This window comes from Flavobacterium geliluteum (assembly GCF_017948595.1).
GTDB lineage: Bacteria > Bacteroidota > Bacteroidia > Flavobacteriales > Flavobacteriaceae > Flavobacterium > Flavobacterium flavipigmentatum.
Window position 1 is genome coordinate 1 of sequence record NZ_JAGFBV010000007.1, and the last position, 16,199, is coordinate 16,199.

At 31.8% G+C, this 16,199-nt stretch carries 16 protein-coding genes; 10 read left to right on the forward strand and 6 right to left on the reverse strand.

What is annotated here, in order from left to right:
• Positions 1-205: 205 nt before the first annotated feature.
• The 4 genes from J3495_RS05730 to J3495_RS05745 all read left to right on the forward strand — a co-directional run bounded on the left by J3495_RS05730 (position 206) and on the right by J3495_RS05745 (position 2,421).
• Positions 206-592, forward strand: a complete 387-nt coding sequence (locus tag J3495_RS05730) for a hypothetical protein (protein ID WP_236025401.1) — start codon at positions 206-208, stop codon at positions 590-592.
• Between the two features lie 92 nt (positions 593-684).
• Entirely contained in the window at positions 685-849 is a 165-nt protein-coding gene (locus tag J3495_RS05735; RefSeq protein ID WP_210665617.1) for a hypothetical protein, read from the forward strand.
• 5 nt (positions 850-854) lie between these two features.
• Positions 855-1,514, forward strand: a complete 660-nt coding sequence (locus tag J3495_RS05740) for a hypothetical protein (RefSeq protein ID WP_210665618.1) — start codon at positions 855-857, stop codon at positions 1,512-1,514.
• Positions 1,515-2,118: 604 nt separating this feature from the next.
• Positions 2,119-2,421 carry a hypothetical protein gene (locus J3495_RS05745; RefSeq protein ID WP_210665619.1) on the forward strand — a complete coding sequence of 101 codons (303 nt, stop codon included), beginning with the start codon at positions 2,119-2,121 and terminating at the stop codon, positions 2,419-2,421.
• A gap of 88 nt (positions 2,422-2,509) precedes the next feature.
• On the opposite strand, the gene J3495_RS05750 is transcribed toward J3495_RS05745, so the two are convergent.
• Positions 2,510-3,523 (reverse strand): IS4 family transposase, encoded by a 1,014-nt coding sequence (locus J3495_RS05750; RefSeq protein ID WP_210665620.1) that lies wholly within the window; start codon positions 3,521-3,523, stop codon positions 2,510-2,512.
• Positions 3,524-3,619: 96 nt separating this feature from the next.
• Here J3495_RS05750 and J3495_RS05755 point away from each other — a divergent pair, with 96 nt between their 5' ends.
• From J3495_RS05755 to J3495_RS05765, 3 genes are all read left to right on the forward strand, one after another.
• Positions 3,620-3,892 (forward strand): DNA/RNA non-specific endonuclease, encoded by a 273-nt coding sequence (locus J3495_RS05755; protein WP_236025402.1) that lies wholly within the window; start codon positions 3,620-3,622, stop codon positions 3,890-3,892.
• A gap of 2 nt (positions 3,893-3,894) precedes the next feature.
• The gene (locus tag J3495_RS05760) at positions 3,895-4,341 is read left to right on the forward strand and encodes a hypothetical protein (RefSeq protein WP_210665621.1); all 447 of its coding nucleotides are present in this window, start codon (positions 3,895-3,897) and stop codon (positions 4,339-4,341) included.
• 303 nt (positions 4,342-4,644) lie between these two features.
• Positions 4,645-5,214 carry a hypothetical protein gene (locus J3495_RS05765; protein WP_210665622.1) on the forward strand — a complete coding sequence of 190 codons (570 nt, stop codon included), beginning with the start codon at positions 4,645-4,647 and terminating at the stop codon, positions 5,212-5,214.
• A 353-nt stretch (positions 5,215-5,567) separates the two neighbouring features.
• Here J3495_RS05765 and J3495_RS05770 read toward each other — a convergent pair whose 3' ends face one another.
• On the reverse strand, positions 5,568-6,323 hold the full coding sequence (locus J3495_RS05770) for a hypothetical protein (protein ID WP_210665623.1): 756 nt from the start codon (positions 6,321-6,323) through the stop codon (positions 5,568-5,570).
• 315 nt (positions 6,324-6,638) lie between these two features.
• Positions 6,639-7,469 carry a M57 family metalloprotease gene (locus J3495_RS05775; RefSeq protein ID WP_210665624.1) on the reverse strand — a complete coding sequence of 277 codons (831 nt, stop codon included), beginning with the start codon at positions 7,467-7,469 and terminating at the stop codon, positions 6,639-6,641.
• 592 nt (positions 7,470-8,061) lie between these two features.
• Between J3495_RS05775 and J3495_RS05780 the strand changes: the two genes are divergently transcribed.
• Both J3495_RS05780 and J3495_RS05785 read left to right on the forward strand, forming a co-directional pair.
• Positions 8,062-10,737 carry a S8 family serine peptidase gene (locus J3495_RS05780; RefSeq protein WP_236025403.1) on the forward strand — a complete coding sequence of 892 codons (2,676 nt, stop codon included), beginning with the start codon at positions 8,062-8,064 and terminating at the stop codon, positions 10,735-10,737.
• 185 nt (positions 10,738-10,922) lie between these two features.
• Entirely contained in the window at positions 10,923-11,111 is a 189-nt protein-coding gene (locus J3495_RS05785; RefSeq protein WP_210665756.1) for a hypothetical protein, read from the forward strand.
• 121 nt (positions 11,112-11,232) lie between these two features.
• Here J3495_RS05785 and J3495_RS05790 read toward each other — a convergent pair whose 3' ends face one another.
• From J3495_RS05790 to J3495_RS05800, 3 genes are all read right to left on the reverse strand, one after another.
• A complete protein-coding gene (locus J3495_RS05790; RefSeq protein WP_210665626.1) occupies positions 11,233-12,147 on the reverse strand; it encodes a LamG domain-containing protein in 915 nt (304 codons plus the stop codon).
• Between the two features lie 374 nt (positions 12,148-12,521).
• Entirely contained in the window at positions 12,522-13,562 is a 1,041-nt protein-coding gene (locus J3495_RS05795) for a PLP-dependent cysteine synthase family protein (protein WP_210665627.1), read from the reverse strand.
• A 69-nt stretch (positions 13,563-13,631) separates the two neighbouring features.
• The gene (locus J3495_RS05800; protein WP_210665628.1) at positions 13,632-15,767 is read right to left on the reverse strand and encodes a S9 family peptidase; all 2,136 of its coding nucleotides are present in this window, start codon (positions 15,765-15,767) and stop codon (positions 13,632-13,634) included.
• A 66-nt stretch (positions 15,768-15,833) separates the two neighbouring features.
• On the opposite strand from J3495_RS05800, the gene J3495_RS05805 reads away from it, so the two are divergent.
• Positions 15,834-16,154: a YbaB/EbfC family nucleoid-associated protein gene (locus tag J3495_RS05805; RefSeq protein WP_210665629.1), complete on the forward strand. Its 321-nt coding sequence runs from the start codon at positions 15,834-15,836 to the stop codon at positions 16,152-16,154.
• Positions 16,155-16,199: the final 45 nt, after the last annotated feature.

Here is a 16,199-nt window from a genome sequence, read left to right on the forward strand (position 1 = left end):
TACATGATTTAGTAAAAAGAAATATATTTGTTAAAAAAATGTCTGAGAAATACAAAGTCATAGATAGTACCGTTCCCACTTTTATTACCATCACAGTTGTAGATTGGGTTGATTTATTTGTTAGACCAGTTTATTGTACTATTCTAGACGATTTTTAAATTATTGTATTAAAGAAAAAGGATTAAGTGTACATGCTTATGTTTATATGACTAGTCACATTCATTTAATAGTTACCGCTTTTGATGGAGAGTTGCAAGATGTGATTCGTGATTTTAAAAAATTTACTTCAAAAAAAATCATTGAAGCAATTCAGGAGCATCCAGAGAGCAGACGAGAATGGTTGCTAAGAAAATTTAGTTACGAGGCACAAAAAGCAGGCAGAGCAAAAAAATATAAATTCTGGCAAGATGGTTTTCATCCCATAATTTTAGATACTTTAGAGAAAATGGAACAACGAGTAAATTATATTCATTATAATCCAGTAGAAGCACAAATAGTATTTCATGAAAGGGATTATGTGAATAGCAGTTACAGAAATTATGAACAAGACAACAAAGTTTTTTGTAATGTTAATGTTAAACCGCTATGGTGATTTACTAAATTAGTCGCGTTGCAAACGCTTTGTTTTGAGTCTTCCTGTAAGTAGGTACTCGTTGCAAACGAGCACCAGAGGGAGAAAAAAGCATGAAAATTAAATACGATATCAAGTTAAATGAGAAGGATGCTACCAATTATTTTGATAAAGATTTTAATTTAAATGTTAGTAATAATAGAATTTTTAAGATCTCAGATGCAGGAACTGACCAGATAGCAAATGTTTCTATAAATAAAATAACCACTATAAAATAAACTTCATGAATATTAAAGCATATTTTTTTGATCAATTAAAATCTTTTTTCTTAGATAAAGGTTATAAGTTTTATGCCAATGCAGGGCCAAGATTCATATTAAAACAAGATAATTACGTTGTACAAACTTCATTTAATTATCTTGCAAAAGCCAAAAAAATTTATGGCGGTAAATTAAATTTAAGCTTAAATGAAGTTGAAGACATAATCATAGAAATTCAATTTCCAAACCAAATTTTTACTAGCTATCTAGATAAAAAAGAAGATTTTTTTGCAACTATTGGTGATAAAGAGGGCATTCTTAATTTTAGTGATGTTGAATTAGATACAGAAGAAAAAATTATTGATCATACTAATGAAATTAAAAAATACATAGATAATTATAGCGAAAAATTTATTAAAAAATTTACTTATTTACCTAACGTTTTAAAAGAAATTGATAAATTAGAAATTGAAGGAAAATATTGGAATGAATTATTAGCTGGTGGTCCTGAGTTTTTATTTAGAGGATTAATAATATCAAAACTATGCAATGATGAAAAATATGAGAATAAGCTATTATACGTTGAATCTCTTCTTAAATCAATGGCAGATGAATATCTACCTTACTTTGAAAAATTGAAATTAAGATTAAAAAGTTTGGAACCTAAATATAATATTAAGTAATTATTCTGGTAATTTTATTTGTAGTTCTTAGCGTAATAAGCTAACAAAAAACAAATAGCCTTCTGAATTTCAGAAGGCTATTTGTTTTTGAACATTAATCTTAGCAGGAGGTCCGGAATTTTTGTTTAGGGGGTTGATAATTTCCAAACTATGTAATGATGAAGAATATGATAAAAAAATATCGTATGTTGAATCTCTTCTCATTTCAATGGCTGATGATTATCTAACTTATTTTGAGAAATTAAAAGTAAAATTAGAGGATTTAAGACCTCAATATAACATAAATAATTAACTGAGCTCTGCGAGTTGTTCCCCTCTGGTGCTCGTTTGCAACGAGTAGATAATTACAGGTTTAGGCAAAACAAAGCGTTTGCAACGCGACTAACTACGATAATTCAAATACATGATTTAGTAAAAAGAAATATATTTGTTAAAAAAATGTCTGAGAAATACAAAGTCATAGATAGTACCGTTCCCACTTTTATTACCATCACAGTTGTAGATTGGGTTGATTTATTTGTTAGACCGGTTTATTGTACTATTATAGGCGATTCTTTAAATTATTGTATTAAAGAAAAAGGATTAAGTGTACATTTATGTTTATATGACTAGTCACATTCATTTAATAGCTACCGCTTTTGATGGAGAATTGCAAGATGTGATTCGTGATTTTAAAAAATTTACTTCAAAAAAAATCATTGAAGCAATTCAGGAGCATCCAGAGAGCAGACGAGAATGGTTACTAAGAAAATTTAGTTATGAGGCACAAAAAGCAGGCAGAGCAAAAAAATATAAATTCTGGCAAGATGGTTTTCATCCCATAATTTTAGATACTTTAGAGAAAATGGAACAACGAGTAAATTATATTCATTATAATCCAGTAGAAGCACAAATAGTATTTCATTAAAGGGATTATGTGAATAGCAGTTACAGAAATTATGAACAAGACAACAACGTTTTTTGTAATGTTAATGTTGAACCGCTATGGTGATTTACTAAATTAGTCGCGTTGCAAACGCTTTGTTTTGTGTCTTCCAGTAAGTAGGTTCTCGTTGCAAACGAGCACCAGAGGGGGGTAAATGACTGAAATTTAGATTCTGTTTTATGAATTTAAAAAACACTTCAATTTCCCATCGCTGTTTGTAAATATCTGCTATTTCTTTAGTAGACAATGTTTTGCTGTTGCTTAAAAAGCAAAAAACTTCACTGCTTTCTTTTTCTTTTGCTATAATTAAGCGTAAAAAAGTTTCTGTTCTTTTACTCCTTTTATCAAATAATACTACTTGCAAGTCTTGTTCAAGTATTAATCTTTCTGTTTCATTTTCAGCTATTTTAAATTCATTTATTATTTCAAAACGAGTATAATTATTAAGACGAGTAACAAAAACGAACTTTTGCTTGTTGAACTCATCAAACGTTGATCTTGCTTGAATACCTCTATCAAAAACTAAAATATTATCAGAGTTAAAAGAACATTCATTTATTAAATCTTTTAAAGCAAAGTCTTCTGAAACAAATGCTTGTTCTGTAAATATTTTTGAGTGTATTGGCACATTTGAAAAGGCAATACTAAATTTTACAAACTTCTTTTCTCCTTTTTGATTAATCTGCATTCCCTCTTTTAATAATTTCGATGAAATTGCAATCAGGGTGGAGTCAAAAGAAATAACATTGTGCTTTTTCTTTAAATATTTTGTTTTATACTGATTTAGACAACTATTAAAAATAGCTTCAAAATAATCAGCATTAATACTTACTAATCTATCTCTGATTGAATTGTATTTGACTCCTTCAAAGCTATTATTTGCTATGCTTTTGAATGCTAATGAGTGATAGAATTCTTCCATCACTCGAAGACTATTCTGTCGAACATTAAGCATCGAAAACAATAATAATTGGAACATTGTTTGTCCATCGAGTTTCTTAACTTGATAGTCAACTTTGTATTCTATTGATAATCTTTCCAATTCCTCTTTCGGAATATAATTTAAAACTTCTGAAACTTGCATGGTTTCTTGTAAAGTTACTAATTTTAAGGTTTCGAACACTTATGGCGTCCCGCTCGTGAACACAAAGAACTTCTTTGTCATTAATCTTAATTGATTTTGATTGTAGGTACGAGCGGGACGCTGGCGCCAGCAGGGGGATCTAAAGAAATCGATAATATCGTTTCGCAATTAAGAGAAGTAAATTTAAGTACTTATAAAAGAATTGAAAATGAATGGGCTAGAGCTTTAAGTGCTGTCCCTCCTTTAAAGGTAGAAGTGAATATAAAAGTTATTTATGAAGGGACTGATCTAAGGCCAAGTGCTTTTGAAATAAAATACAAAATTGATGGAAAAGCAATAGAACCTGTAAGAATATCTAATATAAAATAAATATGGATTATAACGAATTTGACACGCTGTTGCAAAATCACATTAAAAATTTGCTTGAAATATCATTGGATTATACCTATAATTCTAAAAATATAGATAACATATTTATATACTGCTTAATTGGCCAAAATAAATATTTTGACATCATATATCAAAATAATGATAAATATTTTGAAAGACATAAAATATATCTGATTAACTCCAATTTTCTAGTAACAGATGATCGTCAAGATTGGCTTATTCAAAAAATTGTAAATGAAAGAAATTCAATCGAATCTTTATTTAAGAAATTCGAAAGAGAAGTTCCATTTGAGTTAAAAATCATCTATTCTCCTAAATCAGGTAAATTGGATGTTAAATTTAATTACGATGATCCTCTCAAAAATGAAGATAGTGCCATTGGGGATGGATTTCGTTCGTGGATTAAAAGTTTAGGAATTGAGTTCTAATAATTATTTATTTCACCGCTCACGTACTCGTTTGTTATCATATCTGGTGCTCGTTTGCAACGACCTACCTAAATAAAAAGATAAATTGTAGCGTTTGCAACGCGACTCACTAAAACAGAAGCATTTCTTAAAAAAATACTTCTGTTTTTTTTATTTCTTAATTTTACCCCCACTCCGGCGCAAGCCTTTTGTTTATACTATTCTAAAAAATAAAACTAATAGTTAAAAAATAAGAAAAATAGTATAATAATAAAAAATAATTATACATTTGCTTGATTAACAAACCATTAATGAAAAGGAACCATGGCAGAAAGTAAAAACAACATTATCACGCACGGATTAAGTGGTAAGGTAGGCGACATTATCGTGTTTAGCCAACGCGGAAGTAAAACAATCGTTTCTAAAGCACCTAAAGAACGCTCGGGAGCACCCACTGAAAAACAAAAGCAGCACATTGCACGATTTCAAGAAGCAATTATTTATGCAAAAACGGCCATAAAAGACGCTGCTACCAAAGCGATGTATGAAGCCAATGCAGATCCTCAAAACAATATTAGTGCCTACAATATAGCGGTAGCCGATATGTTAAACGCTCCAAAAATAGAAGAGATCAATCTATCGCTTTACACGGGCAAAAAAGGAGACAGCATTGGTATAAAAGTAATAGACGACTTTAAGGTAGCAACCGTAAAAGTAATTATAGAAAATGCCGATGGGACATTGGTAGAAGAAGGCAACGCCAAAATAAGTACAAATGGTCTCGACTGGATCTACACTGCTACTACAGAAAATACAGATCTAGCTGGGGATAAAATCACGATTCAAGCTACTGATATCCCTGACAATCTGACAGAAAAAGAGCAACTACTCTAAAACATCAGAATAAATTTCAGACGGAGACGTGACGGAAGAGTGACGGAGAAATGACCTAAAAAAGTAGAATGTCAAACTGGCATACGTAACGGCATATATTCGAAAATATCAAGCCTCCTACCCTAGTGATTGCGTACAGCGAGTACCCGATAGTGCGCCTGGGTCACAACCTATAATAGCAAAGATTTTTAATCTGTAACCGTTATTTTTAAACTTACAGACTTCTCAGTATAGTGTATTAAATCACAAAGTACATCATAGCACCGCTAGTAATTCTATTCGTAGTTATTCTAATAGGTTAAAAAAACAAAAGCCTTCCGTATTTCAGAAGGCTTTCGATCTTTAAGAACATTTCATAGCTCCCTAGTTCCCTTTTTATCAATATAATTCACACCCAATCCTCCCATTATCATGACTTTAGTCAATTCTTCTGTTGCAATAATGATATTTTGCTGTAAAACATTTCCTTTGACCCATTTTATGTCAAAGGGTATTGTTTTAGAAAAATAATAATCGCCGCTTACGATAGTAATACTAAGATTATTACTGTTTTTTAAAACTTTCAACGGAATAGCAAATTCACCCGTTTTTGGGTTGACTTTGAAAGGAGTTGGTGAATTATTAATAGTTAGCAGTAAGTTGGGATATGTTTTATTGTTTAAAGGTTTATTGGTTTTCGAATCTAATAATTTTCCTTTTACAATAATCGAAACTTCCTCTTCAACCTGATGATTAACGGCAATTTTACCCACAACATGATTGTTAGGTTCTGGAGAAATAACTTCGATTTTAACAGGCTCTTTTTCTTGTCCAACAACATTGGATGTTAGTAAAACCGAAGCCGCAATTGCAGCATATTTAAGAGTATTAATTTTAGACATTTCATTGTATTCAAATTCTTCCTCCAACTGTGTAGATTTTATTCGTGCACAAATGTTTTTACCTTTATTATCTGCAATAAATTTAGATATTTCAGAGTTCGTTTTTTTACTAAAATCAATTACGTTTTTAGCACAGGAATCACAAAAAGAACCTTTTGAATTAGGAATCATTCTATCAAAATTTTCAGAACAGGGAGTGGTTATTGCTAAGGTAAATTTCTTTTTCATACTCTATTTTTTAAAATTAAAATCATTCAAAATGTTTTCTATTTATATAGAGATTGTTTTTAAAGAAAAGGTTGGGAAGCAATCCAATTATTTTCTGATTTTTATCATTTATAGGGTATTTAAAGAACTATGTGATCTACAAATCAAATATACAATTACATTTACAGCGATAAAAAAAGAAATTCTAAAAGAATAAAAAAAACAGAACCTTCGTCATACGATTTTACAATAGGAATCATTACATAAAAAGAGAGGCTGTCTCATACAGTATGAGACAGCCTCTTATATTTTGTAAAGAGAACCTTAATTCATCTTTTAGTATAAATAATTCAGAGCAGTAACATCGTTACCATTAAAAGCTCCGGTTTCATTTGAACCGAAACATGCTCTCATGTAAGAAGTTGAATCATATCCTGTAGGAGTTCCCGGGATATGAACCGCTCCAACACCTGCTGTTCCTTCACTTTGATTTGATCCACAGCTTTGACGGCTAAACCAGTCTGTATGGCGTAAACCAATACAGTGACCAATCTCGTGCGCCGCTACGTGGGCATTCACTCCTGTAGTATAACTATCAAGTCCAGAATATAGTGTAACTGAATTATAAGGTGCTCCTCCAGAAGGGAAACCAGCTACTCCACCAGCAGAACCAGTCTGTCTTCTTACGACAATATTTGCTCCTGATGTACTTGAACTAAAAGTTAAAGTAAAGTTGATAGATAATCCTAAACTATTGTATCTGTTTATTGCAGCTTGCAATCCGTTACGCATGTTTGTAGACAATGCTGATGTACCTGTGCCTGACAATCCAACAACTCTGATAGTTCTTGGAGCAGATACTAAATTGGTAGTACGGTATTGTTCTGTTGTAATACCACCATGAAGATCCATCTTATTTAATTGATCTTTGGTCATAACAATACATCCTTCGATCAAAAAAGCATCTTCGGTAGTGCCATCTAACTTAGTGTTTTTGATCACTTGAACGTCTTTGTTATTCAATGAGAGTGCACTAATTTTATTTAACACATCTTGTGTTACTTTAGTAGACTCTGGATTTGTTTGAGTTAATTCATCTTCTTTGTTACAAGAAAATAGCGTTAGCGCTATGCACGACAGGGCTAAAATTGATTTAATTTTGTTCATTTATTAGTTTTTTTAGGTTAGTTAAAAGGTTGACTTTAAGGCTCTTTACAAAATATTAACAGTATTAATATTCAAAGCTAATTTATTTTAATCTTAAAATACTTATGAAAATATAGTTTAACAAAACACAATATTTATAGTAAAATAATTAAGTTTTTATTAACTATAATCGTAAATTTATTGTTAAAAAAATGTAAATATATTATTTTACAGACAGATAATTAACAAGAAAAAACAATACTCATGCTTTTTCTTCAGCTTTAAAACTATCTTTAGAAGCTTAATAAAACTAAAATTATATATTAAATTCTTAAAATAACATATATTTTCTTATAAATAACACCTATAACTCGTAAAAACCTTATTTTTTTTCATATAATAGCATAACTTTGATAAATTTGTAAGAAATAAATACATCATATCGAAATATTTAAGTTTATATTTCGTTTATATTTTCCACTTAACTAAAAAATTATAAGTGACCATTAAGGATACTACTGATTTTTTGTTTGATCCAGCATTAATAAATTGGTTAAAATTGCCCTAATACCTAAAGTAAATGAAGACAAAACTTACTTGTTTTTTTTTGATAATGACAACATTCTGTTTCTCTCAAACTCCTGACAAATGGAAACAATTCATAAAAAAAGAAAAAGAACCAAATCGAGAGAAATACTATTTTACCTCTTTAGAAAATGCACATCAAAACAGATATAAAGTTGTAAAAAAACTTGATACTAATTTTTGTATTATTGAAAAGGAAAGTTTCAATGCGCTTTTAAACGACGCCCTACCTACTAATAATTTATGGAAACTTCCAGCAAATTTTATACATCATAAAGAAGACAAAGAATATATTGTAGCAACTGATACCATCGAATCCTTACTTACTGATTTAAAATCAATAAACCTTGCTAATGTTCAAATTATCAATGAAAGGCTTGTAATTATAAAAAGTAATTCAGAAATAATAATCAATAAAATCATTCCTTTACGCAGTGTCTCTTCGATCTCTCAAGAATCAATGCAACCAAAAAGCGAGTCAAAAATAATCGATCAAAATTTTAGTATTAATAATATCAATAAAGCCAACACCAACTTTCCTTTGGTCACTGGCGAAAACGAAATTGCAGCAATCAAAGATGACTTTTTTGACTTGAATGACATTGATTTATTGAATAAACACATTCCGTCAAGCACGCAGTCCAATACCGTATCTAGTCACGCAAGCGCTATGGCAACTATTGTTTCCGGCCTTGGAAATAGCTCTGTTTTAGGAAAAGGAGTGGCTCCAAAAGCAAAAATACTGTCGTCTGATTTTTTGAATGTCTATCCCGATGAGGTAGCCACATTACAGGGAGCAACCACTCAAAATCATTCTTACGGAACAGTTATTGAAAATTTTTACGGCACACTTGCTAATGCGTATGATGCTCAATTATTTTCGAATACAAATTTGACTCATTGTTTTTCCTCAGGCAATAGAGGGCTTGAAGGTTCTAAATCGATTACGGGCAATTTTAAACAATCAAAAAATAGTATCGTGGTAGGTTGTATCGATCAGAACGAAGTCATTATGCCTTTTTCATCAACAGGACCCGCCTATGATGGCCGAATAAAACCAGAATTGGTTGCCTTTAGTACACAAGGAACTTCTAATGCTACTGCAATAACTACGGGAGTTATCACTCTGATGAAACAACATTATAAAACATTAAACAACAGCTCTCTCAATAATGCATTAGCAAAAGCAATTCTAATTAATAGTGCAAAAGATTTAGGCAACATTGGCCCTGATTTCATTTATGGCTATGGCAGTATAAATGCTGATAAATGCCTAAAAACGATCAGCGAAAACAGATTTATCTCAGGTAATATAACCTCTGGTCAAACTAATTCGCATACTGTTACAGTTCCATCAAACGCAAAAAACCTAAAAATAACATTGGTCTGGAATGATTTACCTGCTTCTATTAATAGTAATATCAGTCTGGTAAATGATTTAGATTTGGAAATTATTTCGAACAATAACACGACTTTTTTACCTTGGATTCTTAATCCGGAAGCTCCTCAGCAGCAAGCCACAAACGGAAAAGACAAACTTAATAATGTAGAGCAGGTCGCGCTGGAAAACCCGGCATCCGGAATTTATACTATAGCTGTTATCGGCTCTGTTATATCCAATACTTCTCAAGATTACAGCATCGCATACGAGTATGAACTGGAAAATCAATTTGAATGGAATTACCCTCTAGTCAATGATAATTTTCCTTATGATGGTCAGACTATCTCCCCTTTCAAATGGAATTCTTCGTTTTCCGGCACCTCGGGTCAGTTATCAATTACTTATAATGATGGGCAAACTTGGGAAATTATTTCAAATAATATAAATCTGGATAACGAACAATTTACTTATACTCCTGCTGAAGAAAAATTTGCTAAAGCGAAATTAAAAATGACCATCAATAATGCAGAATATGTTTCTGATAGTTTTACAATTTCTTATGATCTAAAAATCAATACGAGTTTGGTCTGTGATGGTACAACAGAGATTAACTGGACAAAACCAACCGATGTTGTTTCCTTTAAAATCTATCAATTGACAGGGGAAGGCTTGGCATTTAAAGAACAAACAACAAATACTACCTATACGTACAATGACGGAAAAATTTATACCGTTGCGCCTGTAATTGATAACGGTGAAGGGATAAAAAGTGAATCAACATTACTGAATGCTGAAAATTCTAATTGCTATTTTGAATTGACCTTTGCTGAAATTGATGAGGAAAACACAATAAAGATTAGTGCAAGTCTTTTTAGTCTTTATAATATCAAAAAAATAGAGCTCGTAAAAATTACAAATACGACCGAAAATGTCATTAGCACTATAACTGATGTCAATTCAAAAACATTCTTTTTTTTGGATTCTTCTCCGGTAAAAGGCAGTAATAAATATCGAATAGCAATCATTTTGCAATCTAATAATGTGATAAACTCCCCTATTCTGGACACTAATTATTTGGGGGATGATTTGTTTTCTGTTTATCCAACGCTATTAAGCAAAAACGAACCCTTAAATATTGAAGCCAAAAAAGACGAAGCCGCTACTTTTTATTTGTATTCTAGCAGCGGACAAAATACTTTTACTACCTCATTAACCTCTAAATCGAGCAATATAAACATAAAAACCACCTCATCAGGAATTTATATTTATAAAATAGTGACCAACTCAGGGGGAACACAAACGGGTAAAATCGCTATTTTTTAAGTTATTCTAATTAGATTTTTAGAACTAAACAAAGTTTGTACAATATTTTTGAAACATATTCTCTTTTAAAGATAAATAGTAAAAATAAACCGTATTTGAATCATATTCTGTTGTTTGTATTTATTTTAAATAAAAGAATTTTAGTTATACAATATAGATTAACTAATATATTTGCTTAAAAAAAAATGAAAACATCAAAATACACTAAAATTGCCGTAATTGTTATGGTAATTTTGTTTGTAGTGATTAGCGTGATCAGCTGTACTGCACACGTACACAACGGCAGTAATAAAGTACCGCCTGGACAAGCTAAAAAAATGTCGGGAAGTAAAAGCGCAAAAGCCTATGCCCCGGGACAACAAAAAAAGCATTAATTTAGCTAAAAAGCCTTCTGAAATTATATTTCAGAAGACTTTTTACTATTAAAATGGTTTCAAAAAAACATTAAAATATTTAGTAACAGGAGCATCAAAAGTTTTAATAACAAATTCTACGTTATTTTTTTGGAGAAGTATCTGTTATTTTAAGCAGATAAGTCCCTTCTGGCAAATCATTTATACTGGCCCCAGTAGTACTTCCCAGTACTTTCTTTCCTTGAGAGAAAACTTCAATATTCTTAGAAACTGTATTTTTATCATTGGCAACTGTGTTATTGGCAGGTGGCGTTTTTGCTGAAGCTGTACTTTTTGCATTTGTAGTAGCCCCTTTTTTTACCGCTTCTGAAGACGAAACTGACGGGGTTGCAGTAATAAGAGGTTTAGAACTGCTATAAGACTCCATAACCTGCTCATCTGTCATCGCAACATTATATATTTTAAGATCGTCTATATCTGCATTAACACCTGTTGTTGTATTTATTTCTCCAAGTCTAAAAATATAACCTTTGGTGGAACGTGAGATTCCATCTACTGATTTTAATAATTCGCCATTACGATATACTTTTGAAGCATTTCCGTTGTAAGTAACAGCATAGTGATACCAAACCTCTTTTGCTAACGGAACAGATACGATAACATCATTTGCAGCTCCCCAGCCCGCCAAACTTAAATCAGAATTACCCGAAGACGAAGCTTGCTGTAATAAGCCAAAATATTGCCCATTTGATGGACTGCCATAGCCAAAAATATAATTGGCCGCGTTAATCGTATTAAATTTTACCCAGAGAGAAATTGACCTCGGTTTATTGTCTTGCGGAAGATCACCTACTACTGCCTGCAATGCTTTATTAACTAGTCTTTGTGCGCTTTTAGCAACTCCCATTCTATCATTTACATAATTGGCTGCCCCTAAAAAGGAAATGGTATTATCAGCACTGTTTAAATTTCCATTGAAATTGAATTCCTGAACAGGATTTTGGGCATCAACATTCAAATAACTTACAAGCATTAGAGTAAGTAATATTTTTTTCATGGTTAAAGATTTTGGGTATTAAAATTTATTTGGTTTAGTTATAAGGAAATTAAAGAACAATTGATTTTATCGAAAATTAATCACAAACTCGAAAAAGCAAAAACTACAATAATAAAAATTGATCGTTATTATCTTCTGATTGCTCCTTTTTATGTTTTTATATTTATTATTAAAAATTTAAATTTACATCAATCAACCGTACCTATTCTTACATTTTTATAAAGCATTCACATAAAATTATGAAAAATACAGACTTTAATAAATTTATTTTTCTCAAATCTAATACTATTTTACCTTTCTGCAACATCTAAAAACAAAAAAACTCCGAATGAAAATTCATTCAGAGTTTTTATCTATTTTATTGAAGTATTTTACTACTTTACAAATTCAATTTTTTGAACTTCCTCTTCATTAATACTGTCAAAGAAACCTTGTTCGTTCATCCAGTCATCACTAAAGACCTTACTCATGTATCGGGAACCGTGATCTGGAAAAATAGCAATAATATTGCTGTCTTTTGTAAACTCACCCTCTTCTGCGTATTGTTTGATGGCTTGCATCACCGCTCCGGAAGTATATCCAACAAATAAACCTTCTTTTCTGGTAATCTCTCTGGCAGAGTGAGCACTTTCTTCGTCGGTTACTTTCATAAATTTATCAATAATATCAAAATCTGTAGCCGATGGAATCAGGTTTTTTCCTAAACCTTCTATGCGATAAGGATAAATTTCTTTGCTATCGAACTCTTTTGTTTCGTGGTATTTTTTTAATACCGAACCAAAAGCGTCTACTCCGAGAATTCTAATGTTTGGATTTTGCTCTTTTAAGAATTTTGCAGTTCCTGAGATTGTTCCTCCAGTTCCGCTACAAGCAACAAGATGTGTGATTTGTCCTTTTGTTTGTTCCCAAATTTCCGGACCTGTGCTTCTGTAATGGGCGTCAATATTCAGTTGATTAAAATATTGATTGATATAAACAGAACCTTTTGTTTCTTCGTGCAAACGCTTGGCAACGTTATAATACGATCTTTCATCATCTGCAGAAACGTGAGCTGGACAGACATATACTTTTGCTCCCAAACTCCTCAACATGTCAATTTTATCTTTCGATGATTTTGAACTTACAGCCAAAATACAATTGTAGCCTTTTATAATACTTACCATTGCCAGACTAAATCCTGTGTTACCAGACGTTGTTTCGATAATGGTATCCCCCGGAGAAAGTATCCCTTTTTTCTCGGCTTCTTCAATGATGTATAAAGCTATTCTATCTTTTGAGGAATGTCCTGGATTAAAAGCTTCTACCTTTGCGTAGAAATTTCCTTCTAACTCTTCGGTGATTTTATTTAGTTTGATAAGTGGTGTATTACCTATCAATTCTAAAACATTATTATAAGCGTTTATTTCTTCTTTCATAAAAAAATAGTTAATCAAGGTAATTTTAAATGACCCTGATAGATTGCAAATTTAACAAAAAAATTCTAATTAGCTTTTAATTTTCTCTAAATCTAATAAAAAACTAAATTCTTTTGCTAAGTCTTTTAAAGCCTCAAACCTCCCTGAAGCCCCGCCATGTCCCGCATCCATGTTGGTATCTAAAAACAAAAAATTATTATCTGTTTTCATACTTCTCAACTTGGCAACCCATTTGGCTGGTTCCCAATATTGCACCTGAGAATCATGTAATCCCGTAGAAATGTACATGTTAGGGTATTCTTGAGCTTTTACATTATCGTACGGTGAATACGACAACATATAATCATAATATTTTTTATTGTTGGGATTTCCCCACTCGTCATATTCTCCAGTTGTTAGCGGAATACTATCGTCTAACATTGTCGTAATTACATCTACAAAAGGTACCTGAGCAATCACTCCGTTGTATAATTCCGGCGCTTCATTTACGATTACGCCCATCAAAAGTCCTCCCGCAGAACCTCCTTCGGCATACAAATGTTCGGGCGAAGTAAATTTCTCGTTAATTACAAATTTAGAGCAATCGATAAAATCTGTGAAGGTATTTTTCTTTTTTAACAGTTTTCCGTCTTCATACCATTGCCTTCCCAAGTCCTCCCCTCCTCTAATATGTGCAATTGCATACACAAAACCTCTATCTAACAAAGAAAGTCTAGTTGATGAAAAATAAGCGTCCATGGTAATCCCGTAAGAGCCGTAAGCGTAAAGCAACAACGGATTTTTACCGTTTTTCTCTAACCCTTTTCTGTAAATCATCGAAATTGGCACTTTTACACCATCTCTGGCGGTAGCCCAAATACGTTCTTCTACATAATTATTTTTATCAAATTTGCCTCCCAAAACCTGTTGTTCTTTTAAGATTTCTTTGGTTTTGGTCTTCATATTAAAATCAATTACAGAGGATGGCGTAGCAAGCGACTGATAGCTGTAACGCAAAATATCGGTATCAAAATCGATATTTGTAGTGGTATATGCGTTATAAGTTTCGCTTCCAAAAGGCAAATAATAATCCGGCTCCTCATTCCAAGGCATGATGCGAATATGATTCAAACCATTGGAACGCTCTTCTACCACCAAATAATTTTTGAAAATTTCAATATCTTCCAATAAAACATCTTCACGATGCGGAATAACATCTACCCAATTTTTCTTTCCTGTTTTATTCTCAGGCGTTTTCATCAATTTAAAATTGGTGGCCTTGTCCTTATTCGTCAGGATATAAAAAGAATCTTCATAATGCGAAAAACTATATTCTAAACCACGCACACGAGGCTGAAACACAACAAATTCACCATCTGGAGTATCAGAATTTAAAATTCGATATTCGGTCGTCAATGTACTTCCCGAACCTATTACGATATATTTTCTTGATTTCTCTTTGCTTATCGAAACATTAAAAGTATCATCAGTTTCATTAAAAACCAAAATATCACTTTTTGAATCTGAATTTAATTTATGTCTAAAAACTTTATCCGAGCGCAAAGTCACTTCGTCTTGTTTTACGTAAAAAATAGTTTGGTTATCATTTGCCCAAACCGAAGCACCAGTGGCATTTTCGATTTTATCTGCCAAAATTTCACCCGTTTCCAGATTTTTAATTTGAATGGTATAAATACGTCTTCCAACCAAATCAAGTCCAAAACTTGCAAATTTATTATCAGGGCTTACGCTAAGACCTCCTAATTTGAAATACGCATGTCCTTTTGCCATTTCATTACAATTGAATAAAATTTCTTCATTGGCAGAAAGACTTCCTTTTTTTCGTGCGTAAATAGGATAGTCCTGACCGGTTTCAAAACGTGTAATATAAAAATAGCCATTATAAAAATAAGGAACCGAAGCATCGTCTTCTTTAATACGGCTTTTCATTTCTTCAAATAACGATCCCTGCAAACCTTTTGTGTGCGCGGTCATACTTTCGTAATAAGCGTTTTCTTTATTCAAATAATCGATAACCTCAGGATTCTCGCGGTCATTCAACCAAAAATAGTTATCAACTCGGGTTTCTTTATGTTTTTTTAGATTTTTAGCGATTATTTTGGCTTGTGGAGCTACTATATTGTCTTGCATTGATTGAGCGTTTGTTTTCATAATAAGAAGGGCAAAAATAACACATCGAGAACAGAACAGAATTAATTTTTTCATAAAATATTACTTTATTATACACCTTAATAGATTAATTTTGTTGAAAACAATTTAAAATAAACAAAAATGGATTTAATGGGAATGATGGGTAAACTTAAAGAAACCCAACAAAAAATTGAAGATACAAAAAAACGTTTAGATACAGTTTTAATTGATGAACAAAGTGCTGACGGCTTACTAAAAGTGACTATGACAGCTAACAGAAAAGTAACTTCTATCTCTATTGATGATGCTTTACTAGAAGACAAAGAGCAACTGGAAGATTACCTAATCGTGACCTTAAATAAAGCTATTGCAAAAGCCACCGGTGTAAACGAAGCAGAGCTTGACGCCGTTGCCAAAATGGATATGCCAATGATTCCGGGAATGGATAATTTATTTAAGTAAGGTTCAAAGGGATAAAGGTTTTATTCACAATGAAAAAGCCTTTGT